18 protein-coding genes and 1 riboswitch are annotated in these 21,513 nt (G+C 28.8%); of the genes, 17 read left to right on the forward strand and 1 reads right to left on the reverse strand.

Annotated features, from left to right (window positions below):
• The first annotated feature begins 2 nt into the window (after window positions 1–2).
• The 9 genes from NSA23_RS06110 to NSA23_RS06150 all read left to right on the forward strand — a co-directional run bounded on the left by NSA23_RS06110 (window position 3) and on the right by NSA23_RS06150 (window position 11,820).
• Complete coding sequence (locus NSA23_RS06110; RefSeq protein WP_042680340.1) at window positions 3–824, forward strand: energy-coupling factor ABC transporter ATP-binding protein; 822 nt, start codon at window positions 3–5, stop codon at window positions 822–824.
• Window positions 799–2,031 carry a glutamyl-tRNA reductase gene (gene hemA / locus NSA23_RS06115; protein WP_042680337.1) on the forward strand — a complete coding sequence of 411 codons (1,233 nt, stop codon included), beginning with the start codon at window positions 799–801 and terminating at the stop codon, window positions 2,029–2,031. Before NSA23_RS06110 ends, hemA begins: the two co-directional genes overlap by 26 nt.
• 10 nt (window positions 2,032–2,041) lie before the next feature.
• Window positions 2,042–2,650 (forward strand): precorrin-2 dehydrogenase/sirohydrochlorin ferrochelatase family protein, encoded by a 609-nt coding sequence (locus NSA23_RS06120; RefSeq protein WP_042680335.1) that lies wholly within the window; start codon window positions 2,042–2,044, stop codon window positions 2,648–2,650.
• The gene (hemC, locus tag NSA23_RS06125) at window positions 2,647–3,555 is read left to right on the forward strand and encodes a hydroxymethylbilane synthase (RefSeq protein ID WP_042680333.1); all 909 of its coding nucleotides are present in this window, start codon (window positions 2,647–2,649) and stop codon (window positions 3,553–3,555) included. Before NSA23_RS06120 ends, hemC begins: the two co-directional genes overlap by 4 nt.
• Window positions 3,552–5,060 carry a uroporphyrinogen-III C-methyltransferase gene (cobA, locus tag NSA23_RS06130; protein ID WP_042680331.1) on the forward strand — a complete coding sequence of 503 codons (1,509 nt, stop codon included), beginning with the start codon at window positions 3,552–3,554 and terminating at the stop codon, window positions 5,058–5,060. The genes hemC and cobA overlap by 4 nt, the downstream gene beginning before the upstream one ends.
• Window positions 5,057–6,025: a porphobilinogen synthase gene (hemB, locus tag NSA23_RS06135; protein WP_042680329.1), complete on the forward strand. Its 969-nt coding sequence runs from the start codon at window positions 5,057–5,059 to the stop codon at window positions 6,023–6,025. Before cobA ends, hemB begins: the two co-directional genes overlap by 4 nt.
• Before the next feature lie 18 nt (window positions 6,026–6,043).
• Complete coding sequence (gene hemL, locus NSA23_RS06140) at window positions 6,044–7,333, forward strand: glutamate-1-semialdehyde 2,1-aminomutase (RefSeq protein ID WP_042680327.1); 1,290 nt, start codon at window positions 6,044–6,046, stop codon at window positions 7,331–7,333.
• Window positions 7,334–7,387: 54 nt separating this feature from the next.
• Window positions 7,388–7,557: riboswitch (cobalamin riboswitch) on the forward strand.
• Window positions 7,558–7,668: 111 nt separating this feature from the next.
• Window positions 7,669–8,445 (forward strand): sirohydrochlorin cobaltochelatase, encoded by a 777-nt coding sequence (locus NSA23_RS06145; protein WP_042680325.1) that lies wholly within the window; start codon window positions 7,669–7,671, stop codon window positions 8,443–8,445.
• Window positions 8,446–8,586: 141 nt separating this feature from the next.
• On the forward strand, window positions 8,587–11,820 hold the full coding sequence (locus NSA23_RS06150) for a DEAD/DEAH box helicase (RefSeq protein WP_042680323.1): 3,234 nt from the start codon (window positions 8,587–8,589) through the stop codon (window positions 11,818–11,820).
• A gap of 6 nt (window positions 11,821–11,826) precedes the next feature.
• On the opposite strand, the gene NSA23_RS06155 is transcribed toward NSA23_RS06150, so the two are convergent.
• Window positions 11,827–12,498, reverse strand: coding sequence for an NAD(P)H-hydrate epimerase (locus tag NSA23_RS06155; protein ID WP_042680321.1), 672 nt, complete (start codon window positions 12,496–12,498; stop codon window positions 11,827–11,829).
• 191 nt (window positions 12,499–12,689) lie between these two features.
• Between NSA23_RS06155 and cas6 the strand changes: the two genes are divergently transcribed.
• The 8 genes from cas6 (at window position 12,690) to NSA23_RS06195 (ending at window position 21,504) form a co-directional block, all read left to right on the forward strand.
• Complete coding sequence (cas6, locus tag NSA23_RS06160; protein ID WP_042680319.1) at window positions 12,690–13,427, forward strand: CRISPR-associated endoribonuclease Cas6; 738 nt, start codon at window positions 12,690–12,692, stop codon at window positions 13,425–13,427.
• 271 nt (window positions 13,428–13,698) lie between these two features.
• Window positions 13,699–14,703 carry a LacI family DNA-binding transcriptional regulator gene (locus NSA23_RS06165; RefSeq protein ID WP_257490337.1) on the forward strand — a complete coding sequence of 335 codons (1,005 nt, stop codon included), beginning with the start codon at window positions 13,699–13,701 and terminating at the stop codon, window positions 14,701–14,703.
• Window positions 14,704–14,727: 24 nt separating this feature from the next.
• A complete protein-coding gene (rbsK, locus tag NSA23_RS06170; protein WP_042680315.1) occupies window positions 14,728–15,645 on the forward strand; it encodes a ribokinase in 918 nt (305 codons plus the stop codon).
• On the forward strand, window positions 15,645–16,064 hold the full coding sequence (gene rbsD / locus NSA23_RS06175; protein ID WP_042680313.1) for a D-ribose pyranase: 420 nt from the start codon (window positions 15,645–15,647) through the stop codon (window positions 16,062–16,064). The genes rbsK and rbsD overlap by 1 nt, the downstream gene beginning before the upstream one ends.
• Window positions 16,065–16,080: 16 nt before the next feature.
• Window positions 16,081–17,580: a ribose ABC transporter ATP-binding protein RbsA gene (gene rbsA / locus NSA23_RS06180; RefSeq protein ID WP_042680311.1), complete on the forward strand. Its 1,500-nt coding sequence runs from the start codon at window positions 16,081–16,083 to the stop codon at window positions 17,578–17,580.
• Window positions 17,581–18,513, forward strand: a complete 933-nt coding sequence (gene rbsC, locus NSA23_RS06185) for a ribose ABC transporter permease (RefSeq protein ID WP_042680309.1) — start codon at window positions 17,581–17,583, stop codon at window positions 18,511–18,513.
• A gap of 47 nt (window positions 18,514–18,560) precedes the next feature.
• Complete coding sequence (rbsB, locus tag NSA23_RS06190) at window positions 18,561–19,502, forward strand: ribose ABC transporter substrate-binding protein RbsB (protein WP_042680307.1); 942 nt, start codon at window positions 18,561–18,563, stop codon at window positions 19,500–19,502.
• Window positions 19,503–19,668: 166 nt separating this feature from the next.
• Window positions 19,669–21,504 carry a WG repeat-containing protein gene (locus tag NSA23_RS06195; protein ID WP_042680305.1) on the forward strand — a complete coding sequence of 612 codons (1,836 nt, stop codon included), beginning with the start codon at window positions 19,669–19,671 and terminating at the stop codon, window positions 21,502–21,504.
• Window positions 21,505–21,513: the final 9 nt, after the last annotated feature.

A 21,513-nucleotide genomic window follows, 5' to 3' on the forward strand; every position in this document is an offset into this window, starting at 1 on the left:
AAATGTTAGAAGTAAAAGATTTAACTTATCTATATGAAGATGGAACAAAAGCATTAGAGAATATAAATATAGAATTAGGAAAAGGCAAAAAAATAGGCATAATAGGAGCTAATGGATCTGGAAAATCTACACTATTTCTCAATATGGTAGGAGTTTTGAAGCCTAAAAGAGGGAAAATTGTCTATAATGGAGAAGATATAAAATACAGCAAGAAGTATTTAAGAGAATATAGAAAAAAGGTTAATATAGTTTTTCAAGATCCAGATAAACAAATATTCTATTCAAATGTATATGATGATATAGCTTTTGCATTAAGAAATATAGGGTATAGTGAAGAAGAAATAAAAAATAGAGTAGATAAGGTTCTAAAGAGGGTAGGGGCTTATGATTTTAAGGATAAACCAGTCCATTTTTTAAGCTATGGCCAGAAAAAGAGAGTGGCAATAGCAGGAATACTAGTTATGGATGGCGATATAATACTATTTGACGAGCCAACAAGTGGATTAGATCCTTTAATGACAAGAGAAATTGTTAGTATAATAGATGATATTAGTAAAAATAAAACTATAGTAATATCTAGCCATGACATGAATCTAATATATGAAATATGTGATTATGTATATGTTCTTGAAAATGGAAATGTAATAGATGAAGGCCTAGTAACAGAAGTATTTACAAAAGAAAAAGTATTGAAAAAAGCAGGCCTTGAAGAACCTTGGCTTGTGAAAATTCATAAAAGATTGGGCATACCACTTTTTAAGTATGAAGAAGACTTTTTTAACTATTGGAGGGATAGATTTGGATCTGGCATTGATTGGAGTTAATCATAATATATCTCCTATTGAAGTGAGAGAAAAAGTTTCTTTTACTGAATCTATGAGGATAGATGGTTCTAATATGCTTTTAGATAAATCTATTGATGAAGTAGTCATTCTTTCTACTTGCAATAGAAGTGAAATATATATAGCTAGCGAAAATATAGAAGATTCTATTGAAGAAGTAAAGTTTTTTTATAGTGATTTTTTTAATTTTCCTCAGATAGAAAAATATTTATTTACTAAAAAAGGCAAAGAAGCAGTAACTCATCTATATATGGTTACATCTGGACTAGATTCTTTAGTGTTAGGAGAGGATCAAATATTAGGCCAAGTAAAAGAATCTATGATTTTTTCTATGGAGCTAGGATTTAGCGGAAAGGTTTTAAATAAATTATTTATGGAAGCTATAGGAGAGGGAAAAAAAGTAAAAACAAATTTAAAGATATCTGAGATTCCTTTATCTACTAGTTATATTGGAATTAAGCTTTTAAGAAGTGAAATAGGATGTCTTGAAGGGAAGAAGGCTCTTGTAATTGGTGCTGGAAAGATAAGTAGACTTTCGTTGAAGTATTTACATGAAGAAGGATTAGATAAAATATATGTGACAAATAGGACTCATAGAAGATTAAAGGATATATTTAGAGAGTTTTCTTGTTTGATACCAATAGAATATGGAGAAAGATATAGTTTGTTAAAAGATATAGATATAATTATAACTGCTACATCAGCTCCCCATACAATAATATCTTATGAGGACATGCCTAAGATTGAAAATAAACTATATATATTGGATTTAGCTTTGCCTAGAGATGTAGATTCTAAAGTTCAAAATATGGAAAATGTAGTTCTATACCATATTGATGATCTTAGAAAAGTATCTGAGGACAATCACAAGAGAAGAGAAAAGCTTTCTAAAGAAGCCATGGAAATGATAGATAAGGATGTAGAGGAATTTGTAGAATGGATGGGAAGTACAAGAGTAGATCCAGTTTTAAAATCTTTAAATGAAAGATGCTTAGATATAAAAGAAGATACAATGGATTATATAAATAGGAAATTAGATTTAGATCAGAGAGAGAAGAAAATAGTAGACAAAATGCTTAATTCAGCTTTGAAGAGAGTTATAAGAGAACCAATAAAAAATTTAAAGAGTATAGAAAAAGAAGATATAAATAGCTATATTGAAATGTTAAACAATTTATTTGAATTTTAGGAGTGTAGACATGTTTTATCCCATAATGTTAGATATTGTAGATAAAGAAATTGTTATTATAGGCGGCGGAAAAGTTGGATATAGGAAAGCTAGAAATTTTTTAGAGTTTAAAGGAAAGGTAACAGTAATAAGTGAAAATTTTCTTGAGAAATTTTGTGAATTAAAAAACAAGAATAAGGAAAGTCTTACTCTAGTTAAAGATACGTATAAGAAAGAATATATATATAATTCTTTCTTAGTGGTAGCAGCTACTTCTGTAGAAAGTATAAATAAACAAATTTCTAAAGATTGTAATGATGAAGGTATTTTATGCAATGTGGTAGATAGTTTAGAGGATTCAGAGTTTATTTGTACCTCTATTGTAAATAGAGGTGATCTTGTATTATCAATTTCTACTATGGGAAAATGTCCCTTTTTAAGTAAAAAGATAAGATTAGATTTAGAAAAACAGTATTCGAAAATAGATGAGGAATATATTATACTATTAGGAGAAATAAGAAATATTATTATCTCAAAATATAGTCATAGAAAAAAAGAGCTTTTAGATTATTGTTTAAAGTTAAGTAAAGAAGAATTGAAAACTTTTTATCAAGAACTTAAGGGGGATAAGAATATATGAAGATTGTAGTTGGAGCTAGAGGAAGTACATTATCAGTTACTCAAACTAATTCAGTTATAAACATGATGAAGAATGCCCATCCTCATTTAGATATAGAATTAAAAACAATAAAAACTAAGGGGGATGTTCTAAGGGAGGCTTCATTAGATAAAATTGGTGGTAAGGGAGTATTTGTAAAGGAAATTGAAAAAGAACTTTTAAATGGTCAAATTGATATGGCTGTACATAGTATGAAAGATATGCCTGGAGTGCTTCCAAAGGGACTAAAGTTGTCCTATGTACCAAAAAGAGAGGATTATAGAGATGTATTGGTCCTTAGAGAAGGTTTAAGTAGTTTAGATAAACTACCTATTGGAGCAAAGATTGGCACAGGAAGTAAAAGAAGAAAATATCAATTACTTAGGTATAGAGAAGATTTAAATATATCTGACATAAGGGGAAATATTGAAACTAGAATTAAAAAAATAGAGTTGGAAAATTTAGATGGAGTAGTATTAGCAGCTGCAGGGATTAAAAGGTTAGGGCTTCATAAAGATTTAGCTCATAGGATTGTGTATTTAGACAAAGAAATATTATTGCCTTCCCCTTGCCAAGGAATCCTTGCTATTGAGATAAGGGAAAACGATGTAAAAATAGAGGAATTATTAAAAAGTATATCTCATGAAAAAACAGAGATACAAGCAAAGGTAGAAAGAGCATTTTTAAAAGGAGCAGGAGGAAGTTGTAAAGTTCCTGTGGGAGCATATTGTGAAATACATAGTGAAAAGTTGATTTTAGAAGGCTTTTTAGGTACAGAAGATGGTGAAATATTAATTGATAAAAAGTTAGAGGGAAAAAAAGATTCTTTGGAGGAATTAGGTTATAATCTTGCAAATATGATGATCAAAGAGAGGGATGCCAAATGAAAGGAAAAGTATATTTGATAGGAGCAGGCCCAGGAGATGCTAGTTTAATAACTTTAAAAGGTCTTCAATGTATAAAAGAAGCAGATGTAATAGTATATGATAGATTGGCAAGTGATAGCCTTTTAGAAGAAGCAAAAGAAAATTGTGAATTTATATATGTGGGAAAAAAATCAAAAGATCATACTAAAACTCAAGATGAAATAAATGAGATAATATATAAGGAAGCTTTAAGTGGAAAAATTGTTGCAAGACTTAAAGGTGGAGATCCTTATGTTTTTGGAAGAGGTGGAGAAGAGGGAGAATACTTAGTGGAAAGAAATATTCCCTTTGAGACTGTACCAGGAGTGACTTCTTCTATTGGAGGGCTAGCCTATGCAGGTATACCTATAACTCATAGAGATTATGCATCTTCTTTCCATGTTATAACAGGACATTTAAAGGATGAAAGTGAAGAGTTAAACTGGGAGGCATTAGCATCCTTAAGGGGAACTCTTGTATTTTTAATGGGAGTTTCAAACCTAAAGAGAATATGTGATAGACTTATGGAAAATGGGAAAGATGAAGATACTCCTGTAGCTATAGTAAACTGGGCTACTACATCTTACCAGAAAGTAGTTGAAGGAAATCTTTCAAATATATATGAAAAAGCAATAAAAGAAAAAATAACTCCTCCAAGTCTTATAGTAGTAGGACAGGTAGTTAAGTTACGAAAAAAGCTTAATTTTTTTGAAGAAAAATTATTATTTGGTAAAGCTATAGTTGTAACTAGGACTAAAGCTCAGAAAAAAGAATTTGTTAATGAATTAAAAAAACTAGGGGCTACAGCTTATGAATTTCCTACTATTGAAATAGATGAAATATCTCCTAATCTAGAATTAGATAGTGCCATTGAAAACATAGATAAATACACTCATATTTTACTAACTAGTGTAAATGGAGCAAATATATTTTTTAAAAAACTATTCTCTCTAGGATATGATGCTAGAAAATTAGGTGAGGTAAAAATTGGAGCTATAGGACCTAAGACAGGAAAGACTATAGAAAAATATGGTGTAAGACCAGATTTTATTCCAGAGGAACATGTATCTGAAGCTTTAATAAAAGATTTAAAGAAAGTTTTAACAGAAAAAGATAAAGTATTGGTTCCAAGGGCTAAAAATGCAAGACCCTATTTAGTAAGAGAGATTTCTAAAATATGTGATGTAGACGAAGTTAAAACTTATAATACAATTAAAGGGATAAACAAAGCGGAGAAATTAATAAAGTTTTTAAAAGATAAGAAGGATTTTTACCTAACCTTTACTAGTCCTTCAACTTTTAATAATTTTGTAGAGATATTAGGTGATGATTCTTCAGATATTTTAAATAGAGGTAAGATACTATCTATTGGACCAATAACTTCAAACACTATAAGAGAAAAAGGATATGAAGTCTATGGTGAAGCAGAAGAATATACAGTAGACGGCTTAATAGAACTACTCGTAAAGGAAGGAGAAAAACAATGAATATATTAAATAGACCTAGAAGACTTAGAAAGAATGAAACTATAAGAAATTTAATAAGAGAGACTAAACTTTCTGTTGAAGATTTTATCTATCCAATATTTGTGGAAGAAGGAACAAATATAAAAGAAGAAATACCATCTATGGAAGGAGTCTATCGTTATTCAGTAGATAGAGTACTGAAAGAAGTAGAAGAAGTAGAAAGTTTAGGAATAAAAGCTATACTATTGTTTGGAATTCCAGCAAATAAAGATGAGTTAGGGACTGAAGGATATGCAGAAGATGGTATTGTACAAAAGGCTACAAGAGAAATAAAAAAAGTATTTCCCCAAATGTATGTTATAACCGATGTATGTATGTGTGAATATACATCTCATGGTCATTGTGGAATACTTTTAGAAAATGGTTATGTAGATAATGATAAAACATTAGAGTATTTAGGAAAAATTGCTTTAAGTCATGCTAGAGCAGGAGCAGATATGATAGCACCTTCTGATATGATGGATGGCAGAATAGAGTATATTAGAAATTGTTTAGATGACAATGGATTTAAAACTGTACCTATTATGGCCTATAGTGCGAAATATGCATCTTCATTTTATGGACCATTTAGAGATGCTGCAGATTCATCTCCAGCTTTTGGAGATAGGAAGTCTTATCAAATGGATCCAGCTAATACAGATGAAGCTATGAGAGAAATTGAATTAGATATAATGGAAGGGGCAGATATAATAATGGTAAAACCAGCTCTTTCCTATCTTGATATAATAAGAAGAGCAAAAGATAATTTCAATATGCCTTTAGCAGCTTATAATGTAAGTGGAGAGTATTCAATGCTTAAGATGGCTGTAAAGGAAGGACTTTTAGACGAAACAGCTATATTAGAATCTTTACTCTCAATTAAAAGGGCTGGTGCAGATATAATTATTTCATATTTTGCTAAAGATGTAGCTAAAATACTAAAATAATTAAAAGGAAGTGATAATATGAACCTAAAAAAGTCAAAAAATATATATGATGAAGCTATAAAATACATTCCAGGAGGAGTAAATAGCCCTGTTAGAGCCTTTAAGTCTGTTGGAGCAGATCCAGCATTCATTAAATCTGGACATGGAAATAAAATAGAAGATGAGGACGGAAATACTTATATTGATTATATCTGTTCATGGGGTCCTTTAATACTTGGACACTCTGATGAAAGATTAATAGAAGGTATAGAAGATATTTTAAGAAATGGAATAAGTTTTGGACTACCTACTAAGATAGAAGTAGATATGGCAAAGCATATTGTAGAATCTTATAATGGTGTGGAAATGGTAAGAATGGTGAACTCAGGTACGGAAGCTACTATGAGTGCCATAAGAGTAGCTAGAGGATATACTGGTAGGGATAAAATAATAAAATTTGAAGGTTGCTATCATGGACATAATGATTGTTTACTTGTGAAATCTGGGTCAGGAGCTATAACTTATGGAGTACCCACTAGCAGTGGAGTTCCAGCAGATATAGTAAAAAATACTATAGTTTGCAGATATAATAATTTAGAAGATGTAAAAAAGACTTTTGAAGATTTTGGAGAAGATATAGCAGCTATAATCCTAGAACCTGTAGCAGGAAATATGGGAGTAGTTCCTGCAAAGAGAGAATTTTTAGAAGGCCTTAGGAAGATAACTAAAGAGAATGGTTCAGTACTTATATTTGATGAAGTAATAACAGGTTTTAGGATAAGCTATGGAGGGGCTAGCGAAGTATATGGAATTGAACCAGATATGGCTTGTTTTGGTAAAATAATCGGAGGAGGATTTCCAGTTGGTGCTTATGGCGGAAAAAAAGAAATAATGGAAATGGTATCTCCAACAGGGCCAGTTTATCAAGCAGGTACTCTTTCAGGAAACCCATTAGCCATGCATGTAGGATATAGAAATTTAAAAATACTAAAAGAAAATAAAAATATATATAAGGAACTAGAAGAAAAAGCTATTATGATAGAAGAAGGAATTAGAAAAAATATAGAAGAATTAAATATAAATGCAAAAATAGTAAGATTTAAAAGTATGTTAACTCTTTTCTTTGGAAAAGGACCTTTTGAAAACTTTGATGATGTTCAGTCTTGTGATACAGAAATGTATGCTAAATATTTCAATGAAATGTTAAATCGTGGAATAATGCTTCCACCAGCCCAATTTGAAGGTATGTTTTTATCTATAGCTCATACTAAAGAAGATATAGAATATACTATTAAGGCTAATTACGAAGCATTGAAGGCTATTAAGTAGAGTTAAAAAAATTGCAAAAATTATAGTCTTATGTTAGCATATGTTTTATACAACTTAATAAGAGGAGATATAGGTTTATTATGATTAAAAGGGAAATTGGTAAAAGCCAATACAGCCCCCGCTACTGTAAGTGGTACGAAATCAACGATATACCACCTCTTGGGAAGGTGTTGAGAGTAGGATAAACCACAAGTCAGGAGACCTGCCTATAACTTTTAAGTATGCCTTCGGTGGGAAGGAATTGCTTTTGTATTAAAATATATATGAATATCCATCCCATAGCTGTTTGAGGCTATGGGATTTTTTACAAATAACTCAAAGAAAAGAGGTATAAAATGAAAGAAGCTATCCTTGTAGTTAGTTTTGGAACAACTTATGAGAAAACAAGAAAGTTATGTATAGAAAGCACAGAAAATGAAATTAAAGATAGATTTAAAGATTTTGAAATTAGAAGGGCTTTTACTTCTCAAATGGTAATAGAAAGATTAAAAAAGAGAGATGGCATAATAATAGATAATGTAGAAGAAGCATTAGAGAAAATATGTAAGGGTGAGACTAAAGATATATATATTCAATCCTTACATATCATACCAGGTCATGAATATGAAAAAATGCATAGGCACATAGATAGTTTTAAGGACAAATACAATTTTAATAGTATAAGTGTAGGAAAGCCCTTACTATATGATGAAGAAGATTATAAAAAAGTGGTTGAAGCACTAGATACTAAGGGATTAAAAGAAGATGAAGCTATTGTATTTATGGGACATGGGACAGATCATATTTCTGACAATTGTTACAGTAGATTAGAAGATGAATTTAAGAAACAAGGATTTAAAAATGTATATATAGGTACAGTGGAGGGCAATGAAACTATAGAAGATATAATACCTTTACTAAAAGAAAATAAAATAAGAAAGGTAATACTAAAACCTTTCATGTTAGTTGCAGGAGATCATGCAAAAAATGATATGGCAGGAGATGAAGAAGATTCTTGGAAAAATAAACTTTTAAAAGAAGGTTTTAAGGTAGAAACCTATGTAAAAGGCCTTGGAGAAGAGGACAGTATAAGAAAGTTATTTGTGTCACATTTAGAAGATATAATAGAATAAAATTGAGAAATTAATTAAGTTTTGTTAGGGGTTTAGAATTATCTAAGCCCTTTTTCTTGTGAGTATATTTTAAATATAATATGGGCTATGATATAATAGGATATTGAATAATAAATCCCATGATTTTGATAGAGGTGAAATATGTTAAATATAGATGATAAGCTATTATTAGAAAGATCGGGAAACTATCAATCTTACATTAAAGGAAAAGAATGTTATTATAATGGTAGAGTCACGAATTTAAGGTACGATAAAGACTTAAAATATTTTCAAGGAATAGTTAAAGGAAGTAAAGAATATATAGTGGAGCTTTTTTTTGATAAAGATAATGATTTAGTATCCTCTCATTGCACATGTCCAGCTTATGAAAAATATTCAGGTGATTGTAAACATATCATTGCTCTTCTTTTATATATAAAAAACTTAAATATATCTAATACATTTCAAAAAAAAGATGAAGAAAATATAAAAAACATAATTGATTATTATAAATTTAATAGTGAAAATCAAAATATACCTGTAAAATTAGAACTTAATTATGAATTTGATTTTAATGATTTCAGAGACATTGATGAAAGTTCTTTTTTAAGTCTAAGAATGGGAGAAAACAAGCTATATGTAGTAAGAAATGTTAAAAAGTTCTTTGAGAGTTTAGAAAATGGAGAAGAAATATATTTTGGAAAAGAATTTACTTTCAATCCTAATTATCATGTATTTAGACCTGAAGATGAAAAAGTAATTAGCTTTCTGAAACTTTTATATGAAAATCATACAATAAATAGTACAAGATATTATGGAAGTGGAGACCAGAATATATTTAAAGGAAAGCACATATTACTTAAACCAGAGGCATTGAAAAGTTTTTTTAAGCTTATGGGAGGTAGAAGTTTTAATGCTTCTATAATGGGATCTGAGTACAAGAATATAAAGATAATAGAGAAAGATTTTTATTTAAATATGAAACTAGATGAAGAAGGCAATTATTTAACTATGAAAATGGATTCTTATGAAAATATTATTCCTCTTACTTCAAATGGTGAGTATATTTTTAATAATGAGCATATCTATAAAATTTCAAAAGAGTGGAGAAAGAAAATAGTACCTTTATATGATGAGATAATTTCAAGTAGAAATGAAACTTTAAAAATACCTAATAAATACAAAGAGGACTTTATATCAGAAATAATTCTAAGTGTTAAAGATGTAGCCAATATTGATATAGATGAAAAAATAGAAAATTCTATATACAACCCTGATCTTAAAGCCAATATATATTTAGATAAAGAGTCAGATATTATTATAGGAAAAGTTAATTTTATATACGGAGATATAAATATAAACCCTTTTAGTTCTCAAGATTCTAATATTAATAAACCTGGAAAAATTTTATTGAGGGATGCAGAAAAAGAAAGAAATATTTTAAGACTTTTAGAAAAAAGCGAATTTAAGGTTAGAGATGGGGAGATATATATAGATGAAGAGGAAAAAATATTTAATTTTATATTCAATATTATTCCTAAGATTCAAAACTTATGTAGTGTATATTACTCTGAAGGCTTTAGAAATATAGCATTCAAAAACCCTGCTAATTTTTCTGGAAGTATAGGTTTAAATAGTGATACAGATATGTTAGAGTTTAATTTTGAATTAGCAGGTATAAGTTCTGAAGAATTAGAAAAGGTATTTAAAGCTTTAAAGGAAAAAAAGAAATATTATAGGCTGAAAAATGGTTCGTTTTTATTATTAGATAATAATGAACTAGGATATATGGAAAATATTTTAGATTATTTAGATATAGATGAAAAAGATTTAAATAGAGAAACATTATCAATTCCTAAGTACAGAGCAGCATATTTAAATAATTATTTAAAGGAGAAGAAACTAAATTTTATTGAAAAAAATATGGATTTTCAAAATTTAGTTGAAGATATTAATAAACCAGAAGATATTGAATATGAGATTCCTATAGAGCTAGATAATATTCTTAGAGATTATCAAAAGTTTGGATTTAAGTGGTTAAAAACTTTATCAAGATATGGTTTAGGTGGAATATTAGCTGATGATATGGGTTTAGGTAAAACATTGCAAATAATTACCTTTTTATTATCAGAAAAAAATGAAAAGGGCAGATGGCCATCCCTTGTAATTGCTCCTACTTCTGTATTATACAATTGGGAAGCAGAAATTAAAAGATTTGCTCCTAGTCTTAAAGCAATTGTAGTGTCAGGAGACAAAGATGAGAGGAAAAATCTTTTGAAAGATATTGAAGATTATGATGTAATTATTACCTCATATCCTCTAATAAGGAATGATATAGCTGAATACAAAGAAATTACATTCAGACATTGTATATTAGATGAGGCTCAGTATATAAAGAATCCAAAATCTTTAAGTGCTAGGTCTGTTAAAAAGATAAAAGCTAAAAATTATTTTGCTCTAACTGGAACTCCTATGGAAAATTCTTTAACAGAATTGTGGTCAATATTTGATTATTTAATGCCTGGATATTTATTATCTAATGGAAAGTTTATAGAAAAATATGAAAAGCCAATTATTAAAGAACAAGATGAAAATGCTCTGAAAGATTTAAATCTTCATATAAGACCTTTTATTTTAAGAAGGCTTAAAAAAGATGTGCTAAAAGAATTGCCAGATAAAATAGAGCAGAAAGTAGTAGTAGAGTTAACAAATGAACAAAAAAAGATATATCTCGCTTATTTACAAGCTATAAAAGGAGAGATAGAAGAAGAAATAATAGCTAAGGGATTTGGAAAAAGTCAAATAAAGATTTTAGCAGGGCTTACAAGACTTAGACAAATCTGTTGTCATCCAGGAATGTTTGTTGAAAATTATAGAGGAAAAAGTGGAAAGATAAATTCTCTTGAAGAAATAGTAAAGGATGCTATAGAGGGAGGACATAGAATACTTCTATTTTCTCAATTTACTAGCATGTTAAATATTGTTCAAGATATGTTGGAAAAAAACCATATAGAATATATGTATTTAGATGGCTCTACCAATATAGAAGATAGAGGAAGAAGGGTTAAAGCTTTTAATAATGGAGAGGGTAATGTATTTTTAATATCTTTAAAAGCAGGTGGAACAGGATTGAATCTCACAGGGGCTGATATGGTTATCCATATTGATCCTTGGTGGAATCCAGCAGTTGAGGAACAAGCTACAGACAGGGCTTATAGAATAGGGCAAAAAAATACTGTTCAAGTTATGAAACTTATAACTAAGGGTACTATTGAAGAAAAAATATTTGAGTTACAAGAAAGAAAAAAAGAAATGATAGATAAAGTGATTACAGAAGGAGAAACTTTAGTATCAAAGCTTAGTGAAGACGAGATAAAATACCTATTTAGCATATAAAGGGACTTAGAAAGTTCTAAGTCCTTTTTCTATGGCTATTTTAGGCATTCCTATAGTTTCAACAATTATCTCCCCGGAATATTTCTTACCTTCATTTAAGACAAGTCCTTTTTTAAGTAGTTGTAAAGTAATAGTTTTATCGGCTTTTACACAAGTATTTAGAACCTCTCCTGTATCTGAATTTAGACCTGAAGGAATGTCAACAGAAAGTATATAATTATTACTTTTATTCATAGTAGAAATAGTTCTTTCAAACAACCCTTCTACTTTTCTAGATAGGCCTGTACCAAATATGCTATCTATAATCATCTGAGAAGAGTCTATACTTTTTTGAAGATATTTCAAATCTTCTATTCCTAAAATATGGTGAATTGGTATATTCATATTTCTAAGAATAGAATAATTAGTGCCAAAATCCTTACTTCCTTTTCTAACATCACCAATAACAAATATATCTACATTTTTATCTAATATTGACAAATGCCTTCCAACTGCTAATCCATCTCCTCCATTATTCCCAACACCAGATATAATAGTGAATTTATCATATTTATCTAAATCTATATTTTTAACTATTTTTAAGGCTGCATTTTCCATAAGAACTATTCCAGGAATACCTATAGCTTTAATACAAAAATTATCAATTGAATTCATTTGTTTAGAACTTACCTTTTCCATTTAAATCCCTCCTAAGATATGATTATATCATTAGTAGAAGGTTTTTAATAGTTAAAAACTAGTGATTCATGTATTGTAAATATAAAATAAATGATAAAACTGTTAAGAAATATACTAAAAAAGAAGGTTTTTAATAATCTTTATAGAAATAGTACTTTAGTCCTATAGTCAAGTATTTGGAGGTATTAAAAATGAAGGAAATTATTACTTTTTATCCAGTAGATTCAGATAAAACAATATTGCCAATTCAATATAATCATATGGTTCAAGGAATGATTTATAATTTATTGAAGAAAGATGTGGCAAGTTTTTTACATGAAGAAGGATTTAAAAATGAAAAAAGGGCTTTCAAAATGTTTACTTTTTCAAGGATAACAGGAAATTATTTTTTAAATAAAAGAAATGGAGAAATAATATTTAAAGGACCAGTTTCACTTACAGTATCTTCTCCCTATAATAAATTTTCTAATTCTATAGGAAATAACTTATTATTTAGACAAAAGGTAAGACTGGGAAATAATTATCTGGAAGTAAAGAAAGTAACAGTTGAGAAAGAAATAGTGGATAAAGAGGAAATAAGAATTAGAACTTTATCCCCTATATCTACATATAGTACTCTTTTTAGAAAAGATGGAAAGAAGTTTACATATTATTATAATCCTTATGAAAAATATTTTTCACAAACAATTAATAATAATTTAAAAAATAAGCATAAGGCTTTTTATTCAGAAGAACTACCTAAAAATGAAGTGAAAATAAAACCTATTGGGAAAACAAAAATGTCTGTAGTAAAATATAAAGGTTTTATAATAAAGGGTTATACAGGTAAATTTAATTTAACAGGCCCTATCCCATTGCTTCAATTAGGAATTGATACAGGATTAGGGAGTAAAAATAGTCAAGGATTTGGATGTGTAGAAATAATTTAAGAGCATGTTATTGGAGGTATACTATCTTTAGTATACCTATTTTTTATAGAGTTGATACAAGAGAAACTCCGTTACTTATCTCGTAGGCTGAATTGTGTGTTTAATTTTTAGATTAAATATTTAAAAATTAATATCCTTTTTATAAAATAAGATTAACTATTTATAAATAGTTAATCTTATTTTATATTAATATTGCAATAAATTTTGAATCATGCTATACTTTAGGTAAACGATTTAGTAAAACGCTTACCTAAAGAAGGGAGTAAATACTATGTCTATAACTATAAAAGATATAGCAGCTATTGCTGGAGTATCAACTGCAACAGTTTCTAAAGTATTGAATGGAAAAGATAAAGACATTAGTCAGGCTACTAGAGAAAAAGTTTTAAAAATAACTAAGGAATATAATTATGTACCAAATAATGTAGCTAGAAGTCTAGTTACTAAAAGGACTAAAACTATAGGTTTGATTATTCCAGATATAACAAATCCTTTTTTTCCAGAAATAGCTAGGGGAGCAGAAGACAAAGCTCAAGAAAAAGGATATAGTATTATATTTTGTAATACTGATGATGATATAGAAAAAGAAAATAAAAATATAAATATGCTTGTAGAAAAAATGGTAGACGGAATAGTGCTTGCTGCCTCTGCTAAAGAAGAATTGAATATTGAGAGGTCAAGATATAATTCCATACCTTTAGTGTTAGTAGATAGAGATTCAAATCTTGAAGGGATAAATGGAAAAGTATTTGTAAATAACATTTCTGGTGCTTATCAGGCAGTTAGTTATTTATTAGAAAATAATTATAAGAATATCTTGTTTTTGTCAGGGCCTTTGAGTACTATACCTTCAAAAGATAGACTTAAAGGATACAAAAAAGCTCTAAAAGAAAAGAGGATAGATTATAATGATGAGTTAGTTATAGAAGGAGAATATAAATATTCTTGGGGTTATGAAATAGGAAAAAAAGTTTTAGATAGTAAAATAAAATTTGATTCTGTATTTTGTGGAAATGATCTAATTGCTTTTGGAGTGATGAAATCTTTTAAAGATAGAGGATTAAACATACCTAAAGATATTGGGATTGTAGGTTATGATGATATATACATGTCAAGATTAGTAGAGCCAACCCTTACTACTGTAAAGCAACCAAATTATCAAATGGGCTATAGAGCAGTAGAAATACTCATAAATATAATTGAAGGAAAAGAAAAAATTGATAAAGACATAGTTCTAGAAACTAAATTAATAATTAGGAAATCTACTAAGGTATAGGTATATAAGAGCTGAGGTGATGATATGAAAGATATTTTAGTTGTAGGAAGTATAAATATGGATCTAGTAATTAATGTAGATGAAATGCCTAAGAAAGGTCAAACTATATTAGGTGAAAATTTCAATCAAATACCTGGAGGAAAAGGTGCAAATCAAGCTGTAGCTGTAGCTAGATTAGGTGGAAATGTAGCAATGATTGGAAAAGTTGGACAAGATAATTTTGGAAATAAATTAATACAAACTATGAACAGTGATGGTGTGGATACTAGCTTTATTAAAAGTGAGAAAGATATATCTACAGGAGTTGCTTTAATTACTGTAGATAGAAGTGGAGAAAACTCAATAGTAGTAGCTCCAGGTGCTAATTATGAAATAGAGAAAAAGGATATTGATAAAGCTAAAAAATTAATAGAATATTCAAAAATAGTTATTACTCAATTAGAGATACCTATTGAAATAGTGGAACATACCTTAAGTAAGGCTAAAGAAAATGGAAAATATACTATATTGAATCCAGCACCAGCTCAAGTATTAGATAGAGATATAATTAAAAATATAGACTTATTAACTCCTAATGAAACAGAGCTTGAAATTTTAAGTGGTATAAGTATTAAGAACGAAGAGGATATAAGAAAAGCAGCTCAAAAGCTTATAGATCTAGGAATTAAGGAGTTAATAATAACCTTAGGGGATAGTGGTTGTATATATGTAAATAAAAATACATTTAAAAAATATGATGCATATAAAGTTGTACCAGTAGATACTACAGGTGCAGGAGATAGTTTCAATGCCGCTATTGCAGTTGGATTATCTCATGAAAAAGATATAGATGAAATAATAGATTTTGCATTAAAAGTTGGGGCTTTAGCTGTTACAAAAGAAGGAGCACAAAGTTCCCTACCTTATATTGATGAAGTTTTAGATTTTAAGGGGAGATATTAATGAAGAAGGGAAAGCTTATAAATTCAGAGTTATCTTATACTATTGCAAAAATGGGACATACAGATACTATTGCTATATCTGATAGTGGGTTACCTATTTCTAAAGAAGTGGATAGGATAGATTTAGCACTTACTAAAGGAATTCCTTCTTTTATAGAGACTTTAGACATAGTATTGGAAGAATTAAAAATTGAAGAAATAACAATAGCTGAGGAAATTGAAAAGGCAAATCCTAAAATATATAGTGAAATAATTAATCGAATTAATTATTTGGAAAACATAGAGGGTTCTAAGATAAAAATAAACAAAATAAGTCATGAAAGTTTTAAAAAGGAAACAAAGAATTGTGTAGCTGTTATAAGGACAGGAGAGTTCACACCTTATGCCAATATAATATTAAAATCTTCTGTAGTGTTTTAGAAAAGAGGTGTTCTATGTGGATGATATAATTCTTGAAATGAATGGCATAACAAAGAAATTTCCAGGAGTTAAAGCATTGGACAATGTAAATTTTCATCTATATAAAGGAAATGTAATGGCATTGATTGGAGAAAATGGTGCTGGAAAGTCAACTTTGATGAAAATATTAAGTGGAGTATATCCAAAAGATAAAGGTAAAATAATACTCCATGAAAAGGAAGTAAATTTTGATACGCCTAAGGAAGCTCAGGATGCAGGTATAGCTATAATACATCAAGAATTAAACCTTGTGCCTTACTTAAGTATAGGAGAAAATATTTTTTTAGGAAGAGAACCTTCAAAAAAGTTTGGAAAGGTAGATTGGAATAAGTTATACATAGAATCGGAAGAATATTTAAATAAATTAGGAATGAAATTAAACTCTAGAAAACTAGTTAAAGATCTTAGTATAGCAGAACAACAAATGGTAGAGATAGCTAAAGCACTATCTATAGATGCAAAAATAATTATTATGGATGAGCCTACAGATTCCCTTACAGATAAAGAAACAGAAAATCTTTTTAGAGTAATTAATGAACTTAGAGAATCTGGAAAAAGTATTGTATATATATCTCATCGACTACAAGAAGTTTTTCAGATTTGTGATAGTATCACTGTTTTAAGAGATGGACAATTCATAGGAGAAGAATTAGTAGAAGATATTACAGAAGATGAAATAATTGAAATGATGGTTGGTAGAAAACTTGATGAACAATTTCCTAGAATAGATTCAAAATTAGGGGATACAGTATTGGAAGTTAAAAATCTTTCTAATGAATATATAAGTAATATTTCATTTAATTTACTTAAAGGCGAGATACTAGGTATATCAGGCCTTATGGGTTCAGGAAGGACTGAGCTTGCCAAAACTATATATGGAACTATTGAAAGTAGTAGCGGAGATATTTATATATATGGAAAAAAAGCAGATATAAAATCAGAAAAAGATGCTATAGAGCAAGGAATAACTTATGTATCTGAAGATAGAAAAGGCGAAGGACTTGTGTTAAATTTGCCAGTATTAGAAAACATGACTATTTCATCATTAAAATGTTTTGTTAATAATTTTGGACATATTAATAAAGAACTAGAAAAAAAGATTGCAGAAGAATATATTAATAAACTATCTATTAAAACTCCTTCCATAAATCAATTAATAAAAAATTTAAGTGGAGGGAATCAACAAAAAGTTTCTATAGCCAAAAGTCTTATGTCAGAGCCTAAAATCCTTATATTAGATGAACCCACCAGAGGGGTAGATGTAGGGGCTAAAAAAGAAATATATGATTTAATAAATGAGTTTAAGTCTCATGGGATGAGTATAATTATGATTTCTTCAGATATTCCAGAAATATTAGGAATATCTGATAGAGTTTTAGTAATGCATGAAGGAGAAATTTCTGGAGAAATAAGTATTGAAGAAGCTTCTCAAGAAAAAATAATGAAATATGCAGTGGGAATAAAGGAGATGGAGTAAATGAATAGAGAATTCTTTAAAAAATATAAATCTATAATTGGTCTAATACTATTTTCTATAATTATTTCTATATTTAATAAAGATTTTTTAACAGTTAATAATATATTAAATATATTAAGACAAACATCCATAAATTCCATTATAGCTGCAGGTATGACTTTTGTTGTTCTAACTGGTGGCATAGATCTGTCAGTAGGTTCTATTTTAGCTTTTTCAGGTGCTGTATGTATTAGTATGGTATCTGCAGGTTTTAGTGTATTTTTAGCAGTTATAGTGGCATTAATAATAGGCTCTATTATTGGAATACTTAATGGTATTTTTATAAGTAAAGGGAAACTACAACCTTTTATTGCAACTTTAGCAACTATGACTATAGTAAGAGGGGCTACATTAGTATTTACAGATGGAAGACCTATAACATCAGGAGGTAGCAAAGGAGCTCAGGCTTTTAGAAATATTGGAGCAGGATATTTTCTAAAGATTCCTATACCAATATATATCATGGTTATAGTCTTTTTGCTATCCTATTATTTACTTAAACATATGAAGTTTGGAAGATATGTCTACTCTCTTGGTGGAAATGAAGAAGCTACTAAATTATCTGGAATAAATGTAGATAAGGTAAAGATTTTTGTCTATGGAATTAGTGGTTTTCTTGCAGCTTTAGCAGGAATTGTTATGACATCTAGACTTTCTTCTGCACAACCTAATGCTGGTGTTGGATATGAGCTAGATGCAATAGCTTCAGTTGTTTTAGGAGGTACAAGCCTTACAGGAGGAGTAGGAAGTGTTTTAGGAACTATAGTAGGAGCTTTAATAATAGGAATAATAAACAATGCTTTGAATCTAATGAATGTTAGTTCATATTATCAAACTATGGTGAAAGGAATAGTCATACTTTTAGCAGTTCTTTTAGATAGAAAAAATGATTAAATGGGCTTTATTGATGTATGAAAATAAAACAAGGGGGTTTTTATATTATGAAAATGAGGAAAATGCTTTCAGTTTTACTTATTGGGATTTTAGTGATAGGAATAATATCAGGTTGTTCTAACTCAGAAGAAAAACCAGCTACTACAGATGAACCTAATAAAGAAACAGGAGATAATAAAGATGTAAAAATAGGACTTGTTGTTTCCACATTAAATAATCCTTTTTTTGTAACAATGAAAGAAGCAGCGGAAGAAAAGGCAAAAGAATTAGGTTATGAAATAATAGTTTTAGATTCTCAAGATGATCCAGGGAAAGAAATTTCAAATGTAGAAGATTTAATTACTAAAAAGGTGTCAGTTATTTTAATAAATCCTACAGATTCTGATGCAGTAGCAAATGCTGTAACAGCAGCAAATGATGCTGACATACCAGTTATAACTCTTGATAGAGTAGCAAATGGAGGAGAAGTAGCAACTCATATTGCTTCTGATAATGTAGCTGGTGGTGAAATGGCTGGAAAATTTATAATAGAACAACTTGAAGGAAAAGGAAAGGTAGTAGAAATAGAAGGAATACCAGGAGCTTCAGCAGCAATAGATAGAGGAGAAGGTTTTAATAAGGCAATAAAAGAAACTGATATTGAAGTGGTAGCAAAACAACCAGCTGATTTTAATAGAACAAAAGGACTAGAAGTAATGGAAAATATATTACAATCTCACGCAGAAATAGATGCTATATTTGCACACAATGATGAGATGGCATTGGGAGCATTAGAAGCAGTTAAAGGGGCAGGAAAAAATATAGTGGTTGTTGGATTTGATGCAACAGATGATGCAGTAAAATCAGTTGAGAATGGAGAAATGGCAGCAACAGTAGCTCAACAACCAGAAAAAATAGGAGCATTAGGAGTAGAAGCAGCAGAAAAAGTAGTGAAAGGAGAAAAGGTTGAAGAGTTTATACCAGTAGACCTAAAGCTTATAACCGAATAAAATAGAAAGGATGGACTTCTCCATCCTTTTTTTAATTTTATTAAATAAGGTATATAAAAAATTATCTTTCTTTTAAGAATCGCATATATAGAGGACTTATCACTTGAAAAACTCATATATAAATTATATAATTATTTTGAAAGGAAATATGAAAAGAGGGTGCAGCATGAGGGGAAAAAAGACATTAATTTTATTATCATTAGTATGGATTTTTATTTTAACTTCTTGTGTAAATACTACTGAAACTATTGAAGAGTCAGAAAATATAAATCTTTATCCAGCTTATAAAAAAGAAAGAAATCAAAGAAAATGGGGATACTTAGGAGAAAATGGTAATTTTGTTATTGAACCTGAATATGAAATGACTGAGGAGTTTGATGAAAACGGTTTAGCAAAAGTGTATTTAGATGGTAAAGTAGGACTTATAGATAGAGATAATAAAGTGGTTTTGTCACCAATATATGATTCCATAGGAGATATTGAAGAAGGGGTATTTAGTGCAGTAAAAGATGATAAATATTATATATTAGATATAAAGGGAAATGAATTGTTTAGTTCTAAGGAATATACATTCATAGGGAAATCAAGTAATAACTATATAGTTGCAGGAAAGAAAAGTAAAGATGGCAATGTAAAAATGGGATATATAAATAAAAATGGTAAAGTTCTTATAAAACCTAAGTATAATATGGCCTGGGATTTTAAAAATGGAAGGGTTTTAGTTAAAACAGAAAGCAATGAAAATTTAATAATAGATAAAAGTGGAAAAATTATTAACAAACTTAAATATGAAGATGTAACTCCAGATGAAAAGAATGAAACCTTTTTATTTGCCAATGAAGATAATTTATTTGGTTTTTTAGATGAAGAAGGTGAAGTTCTTATAGAACCTAGGTTTAAAAACAGTTCTAGTTTTAAAGATGGAATGGCTATAGTTAGTATTGACAAAGATTCTAGTGAAATTGGGAAAATGGGAGTAATAAATAAAGAAGGAAAGTTTCTAATTAAGCCTGATTTCACTTATATATCTTATTTAGGAGAAGGGCTATTTGAAGCTTCAAAAGATGAAAATGGAGGTAATGAAATATTCTTAAAAAAAGCTATTCTAGATAAGGATGGAAAACAATTAACGGATTTTAAATATTATAATATAGGTAAAGAAATAAAAAATGGTTATATTTCAGTTAGTGATAGCAAGAAAACTTTCTTTTTAGATAAAGAGGGAAATAAGATGTCAAATCTTCCTGAAATAGATGGTGTAGGAGAACTAGTTTTAAGAGGGGATATAATAAAAGCTCTTATAGATGATAGGTTTTCCTATTATGATAAAGAGGGAAAGATTATATGGAAAGAAGATAATGCATATAAATTAAATGAAAGTATTATAGCAAAAGAAAATAAATACAATCCTAATATGTTTTTAAGTATTTATTATCCAAAATTACAGAATATGGAAAATAAAAAAGTAGAAGAAATAATAAATAATCAAATTTATAATTTGTTTGTTGCTAATGCAGTAAATGAAGTAGAAAAATCTAAAAATAATGTAATGATCAAAATTGATTATAAAATTAAAGTATACAATAATTTATTAATGGTTCAAAAAAGTTCCTTTTATAATAACTTTGAGCTAGAAGGCACTATACCAATGGAGCAAACATATCATATAGATTTGAAGACAGGTAGATTATATGAATTGAGGGATTTATTTAAGCCAGATATAAATTATTCAGATGAATTGATGGATATTATAAAGAAAGAAATAGGAGAAAGACATAAAAAAGAAGAAGGAACATATTCTTTAGAGGATCTTGATGATATAGAGGAAGAAAATTTCATACTATTTAAGGATTATTTACAACTATATTTTTATCCAGATGAAATAGCCGATTATGCAGATGGCTTTCAAAGGTTTAATATTCCATATAAAGACATGGAGGACATTTTAGATACTAATTCTGAATTCTGGAAAGCTCTTAATCATACAAAAAAGGGGGAGTAAATTTCCCCT

Origin of the sequence: Anaerosalibacter massiliensis (assembly GCF_024623155.1) — a bacterium.
Lineage (GTDB): Bacteria > Bacillota > Clostridia > Tissierellales > Sporanaerobacteraceae > Anaerosalibacter > Anaerosalibacter massiliensis.

Coding starts and splice junctions, on each gene's coding strand:
- rbsC (WP_042680309.1), top strand. CDS start 17,581: ATGAATAGAGAATTCTTTAAAAAATATAAATCTATAATTGGTCTAATA.
- NSA23_RS06145 (WP_042680325.1), top strand. CDS start 7,669: ATGAAAGAAGCTATCCTTGTAGTTAGTTTTGGAACAACTTATGAGAAA.
- NSA23_RS06110 (WP_042680340.1), top strand. CDS start 3: ATGTTAGAAGTAAAAGATTTAACTTATCTATATGAAGATGGAACAAAA.
- hemB (WP_042680329.1), top strand. CDS start 5,057: ATGAATATATTAAATAGACCTAGAAGACTTAGAAAGAATGAAACTATA.
- NSA23_RS06150 (WP_042680323.1), top strand. CDS start 8,587: ATGTTAAATATAGATGATAAGCTATTATTAGAAAGATCGGGAAACTAT.
- NSA23_RS06165 (WP_257490337.1), top strand. CDS start 13,699: ATGTCTATAACTATAAAAGATATAGCAGCTATTGCTGGAGTATCAACT.
- NSA23_RS06195 (WP_042680305.1), top strand. CDS start 19,669: ATGAGGGGAAAAAAGACATTAATTTTATTATCATTAGTATGGATTTTT.
- rbsB (WP_042680307.1), top strand. CDS start 18,561: ATGAAAATGAGGAAAATGCTTTCAGTTTTACTTATTGGGATTTTAGTG.
- NSA23_RS06120 (WP_042680335.1), top strand. CDS start 2,042: ATGTTTTATCCCATAATGTTAGATATTGTAGATAAAGAAATTGTTATT.
- rbsD (WP_042680313.1), top strand. CDS start 15,645: ATGAAGAAGGGAAAGCTTATAAATTCAGAGTTATCTTATACTATTGCA.
- cas6 (WP_042680319.1), top strand. CDS start 12,690: ATGAAGGAAATTATTACTTTTTATCCAGTAGATTCAGATAAAACAATA.
- hemL (WP_042680327.1), top strand. CDS start 6,044: ATGAACCTAAAAAAGTCAAAAAATATATATGATGAAGCTATAAAATAC.
- NSA23_RS06155 (WP_042680321.1), bottom strand. CDS start 12,498: ATGGAAAAGGTAAGTTCTAAACAAATGAATTCAATTGATAATTTTTGT.
- rbsK (WP_042680315.1), top strand. CDS start 14,728: ATGAAAGATATTTTAGTTGTAGGAAGTATAAATATGGATCTAGTAATT.
- hemC (WP_042680333.1), top strand. CDS start 2,647: ATGAAGATTGTAGTTGGAGCTAGAGGAAGTACATTATCAGTTACTCAA.
- cobA (WP_042680331.1), top strand. CDS start 3,552: ATGAAAGGAAAAGTATATTTGATAGGAGCAGGCCCAGGAGATGCTAGT.